Raw genomic sequence first — 17712 nt, forward strand, 5'->3', positions numbered from 1 at the left:
TTTCTCTCCCCGTCAGACGCGTTCGATGATGGTTGCGGTGCCCATGCCGGCGCCGATGCACAGCGTCACCAGCGCGGTGTTCAAATCGCGGCGCTCGAGCTCGTCCAGCACGGTGCCGAAGATCATCGCGCCGGTGGCGCCCAGCGGATGGCCCATGGCGATGGCGCCGCCATTGACGTTAATCCTGTCGTGCTCGATATCGAAGGCCTGCATGTAGCGCAGCACCACGGAGGCGAAGGCCTCGTTGAGCTCGAACAGATCGATGTCCGACAGCTTCATCTTGGCGCGCTTCAACAGCTTCTCGGTGACGTCAACGGGGCCGGTCAACATCAGCACCGGCTCGGAGCCGATGTTGGCGAAGGCGCGGATGCGGGCGCGCGGTTTCAGGCCCATGGCCTTGCCGGCCCGCTTCGAGCCCAGCAGCACGGCCGCCGCGCCGTCGACGATGCCCGACGAATTGCCGGCATGGTGGACGTGATTGACCTCCTCCACTTCCGGATGCTTCTGCACCGCCACGGCGTCGAAGCCGCCCATTTCGCCGGGCATGACGAAGGAGGGATTGAGCGAGGCCAGCGACTGCATGTCGGTCGATGGGCGCATATGCTCGTCATGGTCGAGGATGGTGAGACCATTCTGGTCCTTGATCGGGATCACCGAATTCCTGAAGCGGCCATCGGCCCAGGATTTTGCCGCGCGCTTCTGGCTCTCGACGGCGTAGGCGTCGACATCATCCCGGCTGAAGCCGTATTTTGTGGCGATCAGGTCGGCCGAAATACCTTGCGGCACGAACCAGCCGGGCAGGCCGACCGAAGGGTCCATGAACCAGGCGCCACCCGAGGCGCCCATGCCGACGCGCGACATCGATTCGACACCGCCGGCAATGACGATCTCATCGGCGCCCTGGGCTATCTTGGCGGCGCCGAAATTGATGGCGTCGAGGCCGGAGGCGCAGAAGCGCGAGATCTGCATGCCGGGCGCCGAGGTCGCGTAGCCGGCCTCGAAGGCCGCGGCGCGCGGAATGACCGACCCCGCCTCGCCGACCGGGTCGACACAACCGAAGATGATGTCGTCGACAGTTGCAGTGTCGAGCCCGTTGCGGTCGCGCAGCGCCTCCAGCGTCCTGGCGGCGAGCCGCACTGCCGGCACTTCGTGCAGCGAGCCATCCTTCTTGCCCCTGCCGCGCGGCGTGCGAACGGCGTCATAGACGTAAGCTTCGGCCATTTTCCTGCTCCTTGGGTTTGCCGATCGATGCTCAGAGCGAGCGGCCGATCAGCAATTTCATGATCTCGTTGGTGCCGCCATAGATGCGCTGGACGCGGGCGTCGCGGAACATGCGGGCGATCGGATATTCATTCATGTAGCCATAGCCGCCATGCAATTGAAGGCATTCGTCGACGACTTTGCCCTGCAGGTCGGAAAGCCAGTACTTGGCCATCGACGCCGTCACCGGATCGAGACCGCCATCGATGTGGCGCGCCACGCAATCATTGTAGAAGACGCGGCCGATCGTGGCCTCGGTCTTCAGTTCGGCCAGCTTGAACTGGGTGTTCTGGAAATCGATGACCGCCTTGCCGAACGCCTTGCGCTCCTTGACGTATTCGATGGTCAGCGCCAGCGCGCGCTCGACCATGGCAATCGCGCCGGTGCCGATCTGCAAACGCTCCTGCGGCAATTGCTGCATGAGCTGGATGAAGCCTTGTCCCTCCTCGTGGCCGAGCAGGTTGGAGGTCGGCACACGCGCATCGTTGAAGAACAGCTCCGATGTGTCATTGGCTTTCAGGCCGATCTTGTCGAGGTTGCGGCCGCGCTCGAAGCCATCGACCTCGTCGGTCTCGACGACGATCAGCGAAGTGCCCTTGGCACCCTTGTCCGGATCGGTCTTGGTGACGACGATGATGAAATTGGCAAGCTGGCCATTGGTGATGAAGGTCTTGGAGCCATTGATCTTGTATTGGTTGCCGTCCCTCTCGGCCCGCGTCTTGACGCCTTGCAGGTCGGAGCCGGCGCCGGGCTCCGTCATGGCGATGGCGCCGATCAGTTCGCCGGTGGCGAGCTTCGGCAGCCATTTCTTCTTTTGCTCCTCCGAGCCGTAGTGGAGGATGTAGGGGGCGACGATGGAATTGTGCAGGCCGATGCCGAAGCCATCGACGCCGACATGGCCGATGGCTTCGATGATGGCGCTCTCATGGGCGAAGGTGCCGCCCGATCCGCCATATTCCTCCGGCATGGAGGCGCAGAGCAGGCCGGCGGCACCGGCCTTCAGCCAGCTCTCGCGGTCGACCATTTCGTTCTTCTCAAACTCGTCGTAACGCGGCGCGATCTCTTCGGACATGAAGCGGTGCGCCATGTCGTAGAGCATGCCGACCTCGTCCGCCGCCCAGGCGGGCTTCGGCAGGCCAAGGATTTCGGCTGGGTTGGTCATGCGATGATCTTCCTCCCAAGGTCTGCCATCGAAATTGAGATCCGCGCACTGTCGCGGCGCCCCCTCCCGGCCCCTCTGGACCGCCCTCCCCTCAAAGGGAGAGGGATTATTTCTAGAACGCTTCCGCCGGCAGTGCCATCAACGTATCGGCGCCACTGGAGATGCGGGCGAGACGCGTCGCGGTTTCCGGCATGATCCGCTCCATGAAGAAGCGCGCCGTCACCAGCTTGTTGTCGTAGAAGGACGACGCGCCGTTGGCGCCCGGCTTGCCTTGGGCGGCCCTGGCCATCCGCGCCCACATATAGCCGAGCGCCACGAGGCCGAAGAGATGCATGTAGTCGGTCGAGGCGGCGCCGGCATTGTCGGGCTTGGCCATGCCGTTCTGCAGCAGCCACATGGTCGCCGCCTGAAGATCGTTGAGGCTCTTCTTCAATGCCTTGGTGAAGGGGGCCATCTTCTCGTCGGCGCGGTTCTCTTCACAGAACTCGCCGACTTCCTTGAAGAACGCCTGCACCGCGCGGCCGCCGTTCAGACCCAGCTTGCGGCCGACGAGATCGAGCGCCTGGATGCCGTTGGCGCCTTCATAGATCATGGCGATGCGGGCATCGCGCACGAACTGGCTCATGCCGTGCTCTTCGATGTAGCCATGGCCGCCGAACACCTGCTGCGCCATCACGGCGTGATCGAAGCCCTTGTCGGTGAGCACGCCCTTGACCACCGGCGTCATCAGCCCGGTGTAGTCGTCGGCCGCCTGGCGGTCCTTGTCGTCGGCGGAGCGATGGGCGATGTCCGACTTGATCGCCGTCCACAGCGCCAGCGCGCGGCCGGCCTCGTTGAAGGCCCTCATGGTCATCAGGCTGCGGCGGATGTCGGGATGGACGATGATGGGATCGGCCTTCTTGTCCGGCGCCTTCGGCCCCGACAGCGAGCGGCCCTGCAAGCGGTCCTTGGCGTAAGCGACGGCGTTCTGGTAGGCAATCTCCGACAGCGACAGCCCCTGCAGGCCGACGCCGAGCCGCGCCTCGTTCATCATCGTGAACATCGCCTTGAGACCGCCATTGGCCTCCCCCAGCAGCGTGCCTTGCGCCTCGTCATAATTCATGACGCAGGTCGAATTGCCGTGGATGCCCATCTTTTCCTCGATGGAACCGCAGGAGACGGTGTTCCTCTCATCGGGATTGCCAGAAGCATCGAGCTTGAGCTTCGGCACGATGAACAGCGAGATGCCCTTCACCCCTTCGGGCGCCCCCTCGATGCGGGCCAGCACTAGGTGGACGATGTTGTCCGCCATGTCGTGCTCGCCGGCCGAGATGAATATCTTCTGGCCCGAGATCTTGTAAGTGCCGTCGCCATTCGGCACGGCCCTGGTGCGCAGCAGGCCCAGATCGGTGCCGCAATGCGGCTCAGTCAGGTTCATGGTGCCGGTCCAGGCGCCCTCGACCATCTTCGGCAGCCATTTGGCTTTCTGCTCGTCGGTGCCATGGGTGATGATCGCCGCGATCGCGCCCTGCGTCAGGCCCGGATACATCATCAGCGACATATTGGCCGACACCATATACTCAGCCACGGCGGTATGCACGGCATAGGGCAGGCCCTGGCCGCCGAACTCGACAGGCGCCGCCAGCCCCATCCAGCCGCCTTCGCGATACTGGTCGAAGGCTTCCTTGAAGCCCTTGGGCGTCGTCACCGAGCCGTCGTCATGGCGCACACAGCCTTCCATGTCGCCGACACGGTTGAGCGGATGCATGACGTTTTCCGCGAGCTTGGCGGCCTCGGCGAGGATCGCCTCGAGCACGTCGGGCGTTGCATCGGAAAAGCCGGGGAGATTGGAATGGCGCTGGTAGCCCAGCACCTCGTTGAGCACGAACAGCGTATCCTGAACGGGCGCCCTGTAGATCGGCATGCTCTTCCTCCACCCTGCGGACCTGATCCGAAACCCCCGAATTCATGTCAGGGCGGCATGCGGACCCGTGTTGCAGCGGGAGATAACAAAAATTGACGTTTGCGTAAACGTCAATTCAGCCGATGCGACAAAATTTCTCCTGCACCGCAGCAAACCGGACGCGATGCAGTGCATGTGGTGGAACCCCCAATGAAAGGAGCCGCGTGGCGCTCGCCACACGGCTTTTTTCGATCATGGACGTTGCGCCGCAAGGCGGCGGGGCAAATCAGCCGGCGACGCTCGCCTGCGGCGCCGAGCGCTCGACCAGCATCTGCCGGACGGCAGCCATGGAGGTGCTCAATTCGCTGATGGCGTCATCGATGAGCGTGCGCTGCTTCTGGAGCCGGGCAAGCTGCTTCTCCGACTTGTCCAATGCCAGCCGCAACTGCTTGGTGTTGGAGCCGGTGGGATCATAGAGATCCATCATCTGCTTGACGTCGCGCAACGAGAACCCGACCTTGCGGCCGAGCAGGATCAGTTTCAGCCGAACCCTGTCGCGGCGCGTGTAGAGGCGGGTTGAACCGTCGCGCTGCGGGTTGAGCAGGCCCTTGTCTTCGTAGAAACGCAGCGTGCGCAGCGTCACGCCATATTTCTTGGCCATTTCGCCGATGCGGACGAGGTCCTCGCCCGAGTCAACGGATATAGTGTTGGTATTGGCCGCGGTCTCGCCGGCCGAGATAAGCTTCATGGTCACTGGCTTTCCCCGTCTGTGGCGTCGCGGTCCTGGACCAAGCGATGCCTGACTGAAAGCGGGGGCGTGCTTCCAGCCGTGGTTTCGACAAACAAATCGCAAACAGCACGCTTGATGCGCCTTTTACGTTTACGTCAATTCTATACCGATAGCCCTCTCATGACGCAAGGGCGTTGTGCGGGCGGCGCTTTATGCCGCAGCGGCCGGTTCACCGTGAACTTCGTCGCAACTTCTTAAGCTTGGTTAACGCGTTGTTTACCACGTTGGGCGAATTGTGCGCATGTCGGCTACCCGTGTTTATCCTGTATCGATTTTTTCACGGTTTTTCGGAGCGCGGGTGAACCCCGGGAAGCTTGTCTTCCACCGTGGTGCGGTCGCCTTCGTTCCGGCGAGGATTTGGGGAGCTGGTCGCAAACCGGCCAATCTGAAAGACGGACGCACCGATGAACAGCAAGCGGTCCTACCTCGACACACTCAACGCCGGCAGGCAGCGCAGGCCTCAGACCACGCTCGAGCAGTTGAACCGCTCGCTGGAGACGCTGGAACAGCGCCTGGAGAGAACGCGCGAGGACACGATTGGACGTCCCGATCCCCGCCAATATGGCGCCGAACCGCGCTATCCCGCCGCACAGCCTTCGGCTCAGCCGCGCTGGTACCAGGATCCGCAGCCCGCAGCGCATCCGCAGGCCCCGATGCCGGCGCCGGCCGTCGGCCAGAACTACCAGAACCTTGCCCGCGATATCGACCGCATCCGCGGCCAGGAAGACAGCGTTGCCATGGTCGGCAAGATAGCCGGCGAGCTGCGCGGCATGCGCGAGGAATTGCGCCACCAGATGACTGCCGGGCTGCAGAGCGAATTCGAGGCGCTGCGCAAGGACATCGACCGCGCACTGCTGGCAAACGCCAAGTCAGGCGCTTCGGGCAAGGGCAGCGCCGAACTTGGCCTCGAATTCGAGCGGCTTTCCGGCGCCATCAACACGCTGTCGGAAAAAAGCGACGACAGAAGCGTCAACATGCTGCGGCTCGAACTCGAACAGGTCAAAGCCGCGCTCGACACGCTGGCGCGCGAGGAGAGCGTGCAGAAGGTCGACCGCCGCTGGGACGATTTCGATCGTCGCTGGACAGCCTTCGAGGACCGCGTCGACGCCGACCAGCGCAACCGCTCACCGGACCCCGCCATTTCGGGCCTGACCGATCGGCTGGAGCAGATCAGCAACGCCGTCAACAACCTGCCGGAATCGCTATCCCTGCGCTCGCTGGAGGAAAAGGTCCGCACGCTGGCCAGCGCCGTGGATCATTTCGCCAGCCAGCAGGACAATCGCGGCGGCAGCACGCTGGCCATGATCGACGAGCGGCTGGACGAGATCTCCCGCGCCATCGTCGCCTCGACCGTCGCGGCACAGGCCAATACGCTCGACCATGAAGCCTTCGAGCGCATCGAGAAACGGATCGATTCGCTCGCCCGGCAGATCGAGGAAGTGGCGCAGGACCACCCCGGCAACGCCGTCGTCGACCGGCTGAACACGCTGTCGAGCCGGGTCGACGAACTCGCCGGCCGCGCCGCCCTGCCCGAGCAGGCGATGGAACGGCTGGCCAAGCAGATCGCGCTCATCGCCGACAAGATCGACCAGGCGCCGGTCATGCCCGACGCCGACTATATCTTCCACGGGCTTGAGCAACGCTTCGACGTGCTGTCGTCGATGATGGAACGGCGCCAGGGCGACGCCATCGAACAGGGCAACATGCTGTTCCGCGACCTTGAGCGCCGACTGGACGAGGTTGCCGACCGGCTCGACCGGCGCATGCCGCAAGTCGACGGCGCCGGCATCATGGAAGCCATCGATGCCCGCTTCACGGCGCTCGCCAAGCGCATGGAAACACGCATTCCCGACCCCGCCGGCGAAGCCGCGATCCGTGGCCTGGAAAGCCGGCTCGAAGACATTTCGAGCCGCCTGGACTCGTCCGCCGCGCAAGTCGCCGGCATCGATCCGGCGCTGATCCGCAGCCTGGAGGCGCAAGTCGCCAGCCTGTCCGCCCACCTGTCCAGGCCCAGCGCACCGCTGCCGGAGTTCGAGGACATCAGCCCACGCCTCAATGAAATCGAGAAGGCGCTGGCGGGAACGCGCGACTCCATCCTTGGCGCGGCGCGCGAGGCGGCCGAGAACGCGGTGCGCTCGCTGGCCGGCTCGGGCGCTGACACGTCGGCGGTTTCCGGCCTTGCCCAGGACCTGAAGACACTCGAGACGCTGACACGCCGTTCCGACGAGCGTAACTCGAGAACGTTCGAGGCCATCCACGACACGCTGCTCAAGATCGTCGACAGGCTGGGTTCGCTGGAGCCAGGCGAACCGTCCGAGGCGATGAGCGAGCTCCTGGATGCACGCCCCGATGAAGCGATCGGCAAGCGCCGTGCGCGAGCCGGCAAGATGGCCGTGGACGCTCCGTCGATGGATATCGACGAGCCCATGCCGCTGACAGGGGACATGGCCGATCTCGACGGCCGCGCCGCCGCGATCATGCGCAGCCAGCCCGCTTCGCCACGCGGGCCGGGTGCGCGCTCGCCCGCGGAGGCGGCGGCCGCCGCCGCCATGGCCGCGCTTGGTTCCGATCCGATCACCGGGAAGGGCGAGCCGGCAGGCCGCCGCAAATCGATGTTGGGCGGCCTGGCGCGCGCCTTCAAGGGCAAGAAGGAAGCAGACGTTCCGCCGCTGGCGGGCTCGGTGCCGGGCCCGGAAATCCCGAGCGTCCATCTCGACGAGCCGCTTGACCCGAAAATGGCCAACCGGCCACTGGAGCCCGGCTCCGGCGCGCCCGACCTCAACGCCATCATGAAGCGCGTGCGCGACGAGCGCGGGCAACCGGCAAAGCTCAGCGACAGCGATGCCGCAAAATCGGACTTCATCGCGGCGGCCCGCCGCGCGGCGCAGGCCGCCGCCGCTGAGGCCGACGCCTTGAAGCGCCAGTCGACGATGAAGGGACCGGTGAAGGCGCTCAGGATCGGCGACCTGCTCAAGGCGCGGCGCAAGCCGATTCTGATGGCGGCCGCCGCGATCATGCTGGCGCTTGCCGGCCTGCAGCTTGGCAAGGCGTTCCTCGCTGATCCCGCCCAGGTGGCAAGCAATGACGCGCCGGCTGTTGCCTCGCAGCCGCTGCAAACCGCATCCGTCGACGCCGCGAGCCCGCCCAAGCCGGAAACCCAGTTGGCGGCAGCGAACAGCGAACCGGCCCGTGAGGTCAGGCAGGCCGAGCCCTCCGCTCCGGCGGTCAAGGACGACATGGTGGCGCAGACCGCGCTCGCCATGCCGTCGGATGGCGATGGGCCGACGAACGCCGGCCCATCGGCGGAACCGGCTACCGCGGCGACGGCTCCCGTCGTGCCTGCCGGCGCGGGTGCGGCAGGCTCCGACGCGATGGCTTCGGCAGAGCCCATTTTCGCCGGCCCCATTGCTGCGGCTCTTTCTTCTCCGGCACCTTCCGCTGCCGCCGGCGGGGCGCAAACGACGAATGCGGACAACGGTATCCAACCGACAGTGGCTGCACCGGCCACGGCCAAGGACACCACCGGCGCCGTCGTGCCCGCCGGCGCTCCCGCGGCCACGGCCAAATTCGACATTCCCGCCGATGCAGGCCCGGTCGCCCTGCGCGACGCCGCAGCCACCGGCGACGCCAAGGCGCTGTTCGAGATCGGCGCGCGCTATTCCGAGGCGCGCGGCGTCAAGGAAGACATGGCGGCCGCGGCCAAATGGTATGAAAAGTCCGCGGAACTCGGCTTCGCTCCGGCCGAGTATCGCATCGGCAATTTCTACGAGAAGGGCATCGGCGTCCCGCGCGACATCAAGAAGTCGAAGACCTGGTACCAGCTCGCCGCCGAGCAGGGCAACGCCAGCGCCATGCACAATCTGGCCGTGCTGTTCGCCATGGCCGCTGACGGCGTGACCGACAATGAATCGGCCGCGCACTGGTTCCAGGAGGCCGCGGATCTCGGCGTGAAGGACAGCCAGTTCAATCTCGGCATCCTCGCCGCCAAGGGCGTCGGCATGAAGCAGAACCTGGAGGAGTCCTACAAATGGTTCGCGCTCGTCGCCAAGACCGGCGACAAGGACGCGGCCGCCAAGCGCGACGAGATCGCCAACGCGCTGCGGCCCGAGCAACTCGAGCGCGCCCGGGCCGCCACCGAATTGTGGAAGGCCAAGCCGCTCGATCAGGCAGCCAATTCGGCCGACATTCCCGAATCCTGGCAAGATGGCACACCGCAGACCACGGCCAGCATCGATATGAAGAAGGCGGTCAAGAATATCCAACTTATCCTCAACAAGAACGGCTACGACGCCGGCGGCGCCGACGGCGTCATGGGCGCGAAGACCAAGAATGCGATCGTCGCGTTCCAGACCGACAACAAGCTGCCCGCGACCGGTGCGGTCGACGAAAAGCTGGTCAAGGCGTTGCTGGCGCGCAAATAGCGGCAGGAGCGTCGTATCCGCGACGCCCCTGCCACACATTTGCCTGTTAACTGCTTGAGATGTTTTTTGTTTCGGCGCGGCGGCGGGGTTTGACCCTGCCGCCGCTTCGGCGCAAGGAAAAATTGGCTTTTCGGTGCGATACTATCCGCAACGGCGGTATTCGCCGACTGGCAAACTGATCGAGACCGACGGGTGGGCATCTATCTCCCGATTGCGGAAATTTCCGTCAACGTCTTCGTGCTGCTGGCCATGGGCGCTGCGGTGGGCTTTCTGTCGGGCATGTTCGGTGTCGGCGGCGGTTTTCTCATCACGCCGCTCCTGATCTTCTACAACATCCCACCGGCAATCGCGGTGGCGACCGGCGCCAACCAGGTCATCGCCTCATCCTTCTCCGGCGCGCTGTCGCATATGAAGCGCGGCACGCTCGACTTCAAGCTCGGCGGGGTGCTGCTTGCCGGCGGCATCGTCGGTTCCACCGGCGGCATCTACGTCTTCGCTTTCCTGCGCAGGCTGGGACAGCTCGACCTGTTCATCTCGCTGCTCTATGTCGTGCTTCTGGGCACCGTCGGCGGGCTGATGCTGGTCGAAAGCATCAACGCGCTGCGCGCCACGCGCAGCGGCGCGGCACCGGTGCTGAAGAAATCCGGCCAGCACAACTGGATCCACCGCCTGCCGCTGAAGATGCGATTCAGGGCCTCGAAGCTGTTTGTCAGCGTCATCCCAGTGCTTGGGCTGGGCGCGGCCATCGGCTTCCTGTCGTCTATCATGGGTGTCGGCGGCGGCTTCATCATGGTGCCGGCTCTGATCTATCTCCTGAAAGTGCCGACCAACGTCGTCATCGGCACCTCGCTGTTCCAGATCATCTTTACCTCGGCCTACACCACTCTGGTCCACGCCACCACCAACCAGACGGTCGACGTGATGCTGGCCTTTCTTTTGATGGCCGGTGGTGTCGCCGGCGCGCAATATGGCGCCAAGGCCGGCCAGCGGCTGCGCGGCGAGCAGTTGAGAGCGCTGCTGGCGATGCTGGTGCTGGCGGTGGCGATAAGGCTTGCCATCGACCTCTTCGTCACGCCGCCCAACCTTTATTCGCTGTCCGGCGCGGGCTTCAACTGATGAATGGCCTGAAAGCGCTCGCAACCGCGGCTCTTCTGTCATTGATCGCCGCCGCACCCGCGAAGGCGCAGACGCCGCCGACTGAAAGCGTCCAGATCGGCCTTTCCACCGACAAAGTCTCGATCACTGCCGGCTTTTCCGGCGCCGATCTGACCATTTTCGGCTCGCTGGAAAATCCCGATCCGCTGGTGGCGCGCCAAGGCCGCTACGACATCATCGTCGTGCTCGAAGGTCCACCCAAGCCGGTGGTGGTGCGCCGCAAGGACCGGGTGCTCGGCGTCTGGGTCAACCTGGAATCCGAGACCTTCGAAAACGTGCCGGTGTCCTATTCGGTGGCGACGACGCGGCCGTTGCAGGACATCACCGAGCCGAACAGCTACAGGCAATTGTCGCTCGGCGCCTCCAATCTCTACATGCAGCCGGCCGATGCCGGCGACAGCCCGGCCACGATCGAGGAATTCACCGCGGCGTTGCGCGAACGCAAGGCCGCGACCGGTCTCTACAGCGAGAATGTCGGCGGCGTGCAGTTCCTGTCACAGAACCTGTTCCGCGCCACGGTGCGGCTGGCGCCGAACGTTCCGGTCGGCACCCACAAGGCGCGCGCGTTCCTGTTCAAGAGCGGCCTGTTCATCAAGGAGAGCTCGGCCCAGCTCGAGATCCGCAAATCCGGTTTCGAACAGTCGATCTTCCGTGTCGCCCACGACTATTCCTTCCTCTACGGCGTCTTCGCCATATCGCTGGCCATGGTGACGGGCTGGCTCGGAAGGTTGATCTTCCGCAAGGACTAAAGCGGCTACAAAGGGGTTTTCCTTTCCCGGATCATGCTATAGACCGCCACCTCCCGGTCTACCGGGCAACACGCACAATTCAATTCGGCAGAGCGGTCCGATCACCCCGGACGACAGAGAGCGCACGCTTCACAGACGGCGCCGAACCGCTGCTTTAGCAGAGATGACAGGAGGCTGCGATGCGACCAGCATTCGCCGGCATCGATTTTGGCACTTCCAACTCCACCGTGGGCGTGGTCAGGAGCGGCCAGCCGCACCTCGTCGCGCTGGAAGGCGGCGAGGTCACGCTGCCAAGCGCCGTGTTCTTCAACTTCGAGGACAACCGTACCTGTTTCGGCCGCCACGCAATCGCCAATTACACCGACAGCGTCGAAGGTCGGCTGATGCGCTCGCTGAAGAGCGTGCTCGGCAGCGCGCTCGCGCAGGAAAAGACGCGCATCAAGGCGCGATCGATCGGCTTCATGGAGATCGTCGGCCTGTTCCTCGGCCATCTGCGAAAAAGACTGGAGGACGATGCCGGCGGCGCCGTCGAGAGCGTGGTACTCGGCCGGCCGGTGCAGTTCGTCGACGACGACGCCGAGGCCGATGCCAGGGCACAAAGCGAGCTCGAAGGAGCCGCCCGCGCCCAGGGCTTCAAGCATATCGCCTTCCAGTTCGAACCGATCGCGGCGGCCCTCGACTACGAGCAGAAGGTGACGCGCGAGGAACTGGCGCTGATCATCGACATGGGTGGCGGCACGTCGGACTTCTCGATCGTAAGGGTCTCGCCGCAGCGTGCCCGCTCGCTTGACCGCAAGGACGATATCCTGGCCAGCCGCGGCATCCATATCGGCGGCACCGACTTCGACCGATTGCTCAGCATCGCGCATGTGATGCCGGAACTCGGCTACCTCAGCCCGACCAAGGACGGCAAGCGCAACCTGCCGGCCAGCTACTTCATCGATCTTGCCACATGGCAACGCATCAACCTGGTCTACACGGCCAAGGCGATGACGCATCTGCGCCAGATCCGCTACGAGGCCGAGCGCGCCGATCTCGTCGACCGCTTCATCCAGATCGTCGAGCACCGGTACGGGCACGCGCTGGCCGCTCTTGTCGAAAGGGCCAAGATCGAGCTGACCGACAAGGTCTCGGCCGATGTCGAGGTGAGGCTGCCGGAAGTCCAGTTCGCCGCCGAGATCACCCGAAAGGCGCTGGACGCCACGATCGCCAGGGACATCGAGCGCGTTGCCGCCACGGTCGGCCAGACCATCGGCGACGCCGGGGTCAAGTCGTCCGACATCACCGCCGTGTTCCTGACCGGAGGATCTACCGCGATCCCGCTGGCGAGACAAAAAATCCTGTCGCTGGTGCCTCAGGCTTCGGTCATCGAGGGCGACATGTTCGGCTCGGTCGGACTTGGCCTTGCGCTGGACGCGCAGCGCAAGTTCGGCTGATATCCGGACAATTCACGAACGCGCGGACGCCTTCTCGTCGGCCCCCAAATGCGCCTTGAGCGCCATCTGGGCCAAGCTTGCCTGGCGGTCGCGATGTGTAATCATGGCGAAGTCGCGTTTCGGCAGTTCGAGCGGCACGGACCGCAGGCTGCCTTCGGCGACGGCGCGTCCGACGACGAGCTCCGAAATGATGGTGGCGCCGGCACCGGCCTCGACCGCCTGGCGAACCGCCTCGTTGCTCGGCAGCACCAGAAATATCTGCAGGTCGTCAAGCGAAATCCCTTCGCGGCGCGCCAGATCCTCCAGCACCTCCCGCGTGCCGGAACCGCCCTCGCGGATGATCCAGCGCAGCCCTTTTATGTCGGGGCGGCCCGGCGCGATTTCGGCGATCTCGGGATGAGAACCGGCAACCACCAGCATCAACCGGTCGATATCGACCTTGGCGCGGCGCAATATGTCGGACTCGGTGCGCCCCTCGACCAAGCCGAGATCGGCGGTTCCATCCAGCACGCTGGCTTCGACCTGCCTGGTGTTGCCTATGCTGACGCTCAGCCTGACCGCAGGATAGGCTTCGTGGAAGGACGCCAGCCGGCGCGGCAGCCAATAGCTGGCGATCGTCAGGCTGGCGGCGATGGAGAGGCTGCCGGCAACCGTCTGCGAGACATGTTCCAGCACATTGCGTGCGGCGGCGGCTCGTTCCAGTACGGCCTTGGCTTCTGGCAGGAACCGGTGACCGGTCTGGGCAAGCTCGATGTTGCGGCCGACGCGGTTGAACAGATGGACGCCGTGCTGCTCCTCAAGCGCGCGGATGGCGGCCGACGCGGCCGATTGGGAGATGCCCAGCAGCTCCGCCGCCTTGGTCATGTGGCCGCGCTCGGCGACGGCGACAAATATCCGCAACTGGTCAAGTGTCATAAGGCATTAAGAACCAATATCGATCGAATTTACAAGAACAACTGATTAGACGGGTTGATAGGCTTATTCTAAGTTTTCAATCGAAGTTAGAAAAAATTCGCTACCGATTGACAGAGAATGAAATGATCGGGCGGTTCAAGTCCCTGTTCGCGCACTGGACCCGCGGCCTGCGGCGGCGGCTGGCCGGCGATCGCTATCATCCGGAAGAGCATTACATGCGCGGTCCCGGGCCGAAAACCAGGGCCAAAGCCGCGAACCGCAGAAGCGCTCGGGGATCATGACCCAAGGATCTCTGCGCGGCGCGAATTCCGCCCCGTCCCAACGCCCGCTCGCCGACACGAACGCACCCGACGAGAACGATGGCGTCGACACCTCGCCCGCCATCTCCGACCGCATCGCCAAGACCACATGCTATATGTGCGCCTGCCGCTGCGGCATCGACGTGCACATCAAGGACGGCAAGGTCCGCTACATCAACGGCAACAAGGATCATCCGGTCAATCGCGGCGTGATCTGCGGTAAGGGCAGCTCCGGCATCATGCAGCATTACAGCCCTGCCCGGCTGAAAAAGCCGCTGCTGCGCACCGGCTCGCGCGGCTCGGGAGAATTCCGCGAGATCGAGTGGGAAGAAGCGCTGACGATCGCCGCGGAGCGGCTTTCGTCCATCCGCCGCAGCGACCCGAAGAAACTCGCCTTCTTTACCGGCCGCGACCAATCGCAATCCCTGACCGGCTGGTGGGCAAGCCAGTTCGGCACGCCGAACTTCGCCGCGCATGGCGGTTTCTGTTCGGTGAACATGGCCGCAGGCGGGCTTTATACGATCGGCGGCTCGTTCTGGGAGTTCGGCGAACCCGACTGGGACAATACCCGGTATTTCATGCTTTTCGGCGTCGCCGAGGACCATGATTCCAACCCGATCAAGATCGGCCTCGGCAAGCTGAAGGCGCGCGGCGCCAAGGTGGTGTCGATCAACCCATGTCGCACTGGCTACAACGCCATCGCCGACGACTGGATCGGCATCCGGCCGGGCACCGACGGCCTGTTCGTGTTCGCCCTCATCCACGAGCTCTTGAAGGCAGGCCGCGTCGATCTCGATTATCTCCTGCGCTACACCAACGCCCATGTGCTCGTCATCCAGGATCCGGGTGCGGCCGATGACGGGCTGTTTGTCCGCGACAGCGCCGGCAACCCGCTCGCCTGGGACAGGGTGGCGAAGGTGCCTGTCCGCGCCACCGACGCCAGCGCCAAACCGGCATTGACCGGCAGCTTCACCGTCGACGGTCGTCGCTGCGTTCCGGTGTTCCAGCTGATCGCCGATCGATACCTCAATGAGAGCTATTCGCCCGATGCGGTCGCGGAGCGCTGCGGCATTGCCGCCGATACGATCCGCAGGATCGCCGCCGAGCTCGCTCATGTCGCCTTTGAGCAGACGATCGAACTGCCGGTGGCGTGGACCGACTGGGCCGGCCGCCGCCACGAGACGATTAGGGGACGGCCCGTGTCGATGCACGCGATGCGCGGCATCTCAGCCCATTCCAACGGTTTTCATTCTTGCCGCGCCATTCACCTGCTGCAGGTGCTGCTCGGAACGGTGGACGTCCCGGGCGGCTTCCGCTTCAAACCGCCTTATCCGCGTTGCGCGCCGCCAGGACCGAAGCCTGCCGGCAAGAACGTCCGGCCGATGACGCCACTGGACGGCATGCCGCTCGGCTTCGTCTGCGGGCCTGACGACCTTCTGGTCGATGAGGCAGGCGTGCCGATCCGCATAGACAAGGCCTATTCCTGGGAGGCGCCGCTCGCTGCGCACGGCTTGATGCACACCGTCATCCGCAACGCCTGGGCCGGCGATCCATACAAGATCGACACGCTGATGATGTACATGTCGAACATGGCCTGGAATTCCTCGATGAACACCGTCGAGACGATTCGTATGCTGACCGACCTCGACGAGGCGGGCAATTACAAGATCCCTTTCATCATCTATTCCGACGCCTATTATTCCGAGACCGTGCCGTTCGCTGACCTCGTGCTGCCCGACACAACCTATCTCGAACGGCACGACTGCATCAGCCTGCTCGACCGGCCGATCAGCCATGCCGACGGACCGGGCGATGCTATACGCCATCCCATGGTCGAGCCGGACCGGGACGTGCGCCCGTTCCAATCGGTGCTGATCGAGCTCGGCGCGCGCCTCGGCCTGCCGGGTTTCGTCAGAGAAGACGGGGCGGCCAAATATGCCGACTATGCCGACTACATCGTCAATCACGAGCGCACGCCCGGTATCGGCCCGCTTGCCGGCTGGCGCGGCAAGGACGGCAATTCGACCGGCAAGGGCGAGCCAAACCCGGACCAGTTGCAGCGCTACATCGACAATGGCGGCTTCTGGCACCACGATTTCGCTGAGGACCAGCGCTACTACAAGATGGCCAACCGGTCCTATCTCGATTTCGCGGTGCAGATGGGCTTCATCCCGAAGGCCGAACCAGTCGTCTTCCAGCTCTATTCCGAACCCTTGCAGCGCTTTCGTCTTGCCGCGCGCGGCCATGGTCGGGCCGTGCCGCCCGAGAGCGAACGCCAGCGCATCGAGACCTACATGGACCCGCTACCCTTCTGGTACGTGCCGTTCGAGGAAGCGGCCGTCGACCAGCAGAAATATCCGTTGCATGCGCTGACGCAGCGGCCGATGCACATGTACCATTCCTGGGGTTCGCAGAATGCGTGGCTGAGGCAGATCACCAGCCAAAACCGGCTGTTCGTGCATGAGAGGACCGCCGCAGGTCTCGGCCTTGCCGACGACGACTGGGTGTGGATCGAAAGCATCAATGGCAAGGTCAAGGGACAGATCAAGCTGGTCGAGGGCGTGAACGAAAGCACGGTCTGGACCTGGAACGCCATCGGCAAAAGGCGCGGCAGCTGGGGGCTGAAGGACGATGCCGCCGAGAGCAATCGCGGCTTCCTGCTCAACCACATCATCGGCGACCAGACCACGGCAGACACCAACGGCAGGCGGTATTCGAATTCCGATCCGGTGACCGGCCAGGCGGCATGGTTCGATCTCAAGGTGCGCATCGTCAAATGCGCGGCGGAGGAAGCCGGTTTCACCGAGCCGCAATTCGAGCGTTTCCACCAGCCGCCGCAATTCCAGCCATCGCCGGACACACTTCGCTTTGGCGCCGAATTCCGCATGAACAGGGAAGCCGCCAAATGACCTGCGTCCCCGCCCACACGGGCAAAAAACTAGGCCTGGTCATAGACCTCGACACCTGCGTCGGTTGTCAGGCCTGCGTCACCGCATGCAAGGAATGGAACACCGGCGGCCACATGGCGCCGCTGACCGACATCGACCCCTATGGCGGCCATGTCGACGGCGTCTGGTTCAATCGCGTGCACAGCTACGAGCACACCACCGCGATGGGCGGCCGCACGGTGAACTTCCCGCGCTCGTGCCTGCATTGCGAGACGCCGGCCTGCGTCACTGTGTGTCCGACCGGCGCCTCCTACAAACGAGCCTCGGACGGCATCGTGCTGGTCGATGAGGACAAGTGCATCGGCTGCAAGCTATGCAGTTGGGCCTGCCCCTATGGCGCGCGCGAATTCGACACCGATGTCGGCGTGATGAAGAAATGCACGCTCTGCGTCGACCGCATCTACAATGACAATCTGGCCGAGGAGGACCGCGTGCCGGCCTGCGTCGCGGCCTGTCCGACCAGCGCACGGCATTTCGGCGATCTCGGCGACCCCGCCTCGGCGGTGTCGCAACTGGTTGAGGAGCGTGGCGGCGTCGACCTGATGCCGGAACTCGGCTACCGCCCGACCAACAAATACCTGCCGCCGCGCGCGCATACCGAACGCGCCGCAAAGATTTCTGCGCCAACCCTGGAGCCGGTGAGGGCCGAGGGTGGGTTCCTCGGCTGGGTCGACCGCATGCTCTCGAACTAAACC

General features: G+C 64.3%; 11 protein-coding genes. 6 read left to right on the forward strand and 5 right to left on the reverse strand.

Annotated features, from left to right (window positions below; all coding sequences use genetic code 11):
* Positions 1 to 12: 12 nt before the first annotated feature.
* From FJ986_RS08920 to FJ986_RS08935, 4 genes are all read right to left on the reverse strand, one after another.
* Positions 13 to 1221, reverse strand: a complete 1209-nt coding sequence (locus tag FJ986_RS08920; RefSeq protein ID WP_140557624.1) for an acetyl-CoA C-acetyltransferase — start codon at positions 1219 to 1221, stop codon at positions 13 to 15.
* A gap of 31 nt (positions 1222 to 1252) precedes the next feature.
* Positions 1253 to 2422 (reverse strand): acyl-CoA dehydrogenase family protein, encoded by a 1170-nt coding sequence (locus FJ986_RS08925; RefSeq protein WP_140496673.1) that lies wholly within the window; start codon positions 2420 to 2422, stop codon positions 1253 to 1255.
* 112 nt (positions 2423 to 2534) lie between these two features.
* Entirely contained in the window at positions 2535 to 4325 is a 1791-nt protein-coding gene (locus FJ986_RS08930; protein WP_140674027.1) for an acyl-CoA dehydrogenase, read from the reverse strand.
* Between the two features lie 265 nt (positions 4326 to 4590).
* Positions 4591 to 5052, reverse strand: a complete 462-nt coding sequence (locus FJ986_RS08935) for a MerR family DNA-binding transcriptional regulator (protein WP_140497287.1) — start codon at positions 5050 to 5052, stop codon at positions 4591 to 4593.
* 446 nt (positions 5053 to 5498) lie between these two features.
* Here FJ986_RS08935 and FJ986_RS08940 point away from each other — a divergent pair, with 446 nt between their 5' ends.
* From FJ986_RS08940 to FJ986_RS08955, 4 genes are all read left to right on the forward strand, one after another.
* Positions 5499 to 9515 carry a peptidoglycan-binding protein gene (locus tag FJ986_RS08940; protein ID WP_140674028.1) on the forward strand — a complete coding sequence of 1339 codons (4017 nt, stop codon included), beginning with the start codon at positions 5499 to 5501 and terminating at the stop codon, positions 9513 to 9515.
* Between the two features lie 192 nt (positions 9516 to 9707).
* Entirely contained in the window at positions 9708 to 10631 is a 924-nt protein-coding gene (locus tag FJ986_RS08945) for a sulfite exporter TauE/SafE family protein (protein WP_140496679.1), read from the forward strand.
* Positions 10631 to 11419 carry a TIGR02186 family protein gene (locus FJ986_RS08950; RefSeq protein WP_140523928.1) on the forward strand — a complete coding sequence of 263 codons (789 nt, stop codon included), beginning with the start codon at positions 10631 to 10633 and terminating at the stop codon, positions 11417 to 11419. The genes FJ986_RS08945 and FJ986_RS08950 overlap by 1 nt, the downstream gene beginning before the upstream one ends.
* Positions 11420 to 11598: 179 nt before the next feature.
* A complete protein-coding gene (locus FJ986_RS08955; RefSeq protein WP_140523925.1) occupies positions 11599 to 12855 on the forward strand; it encodes an Hsp70 family protein in 1257 nt (418 codons plus the stop codon).
* A 12-nt stretch (positions 12856 to 12867) separates the two neighbouring features.
* Here the strand turns inward: FJ986_RS08955 and FJ986_RS08960 are convergent, their stop codons facing one another.
* The gene (locus FJ986_RS08960; protein WP_140496685.1) at positions 12868 to 13770 is read right to left on the reverse strand and encodes a LysR family transcriptional regulator; all 903 of its coding nucleotides are present in this window, start codon (positions 13768 to 13770) and stop codon (positions 12868 to 12870) included.
* 277 nt (positions 13771 to 14047) lie between these two features.
* Between FJ986_RS08960 and FJ986_RS08965 the strand changes: the two genes are divergently transcribed.
* Positions 14048 to 16978 (forward strand): molybdopterin oxidoreductase family protein, encoded by a 2931-nt coding sequence (locus FJ986_RS08965; protein WP_140629762.1) that lies wholly within the window; start codon positions 14048 to 14050, stop codon positions 16976 to 16978.
* Complete coding sequence (locus FJ986_RS08970) at positions 16975 to 17709, forward strand: 4Fe-4S dicluster domain-containing protein (protein WP_140496689.1); 735 nt, start codon at positions 16975 to 16977, stop codon at positions 17707 to 17709. The genes FJ986_RS08965 and FJ986_RS08970 overlap by 4 nt, the downstream gene beginning before the upstream one ends.
* The last annotated feature ends 3 nt before the right edge of the window (positions 17710 to 17712 follow it).

Origin of the sequence: Mesorhizobium sp. B1-1-1 (genome assembly GCF_006442955.1) — a bacterium.
GTDB lineage: Bacteria > Pseudomonadota > Alphaproteobacteria > Rhizobiales > Rhizobiaceae > Mesorhizobium.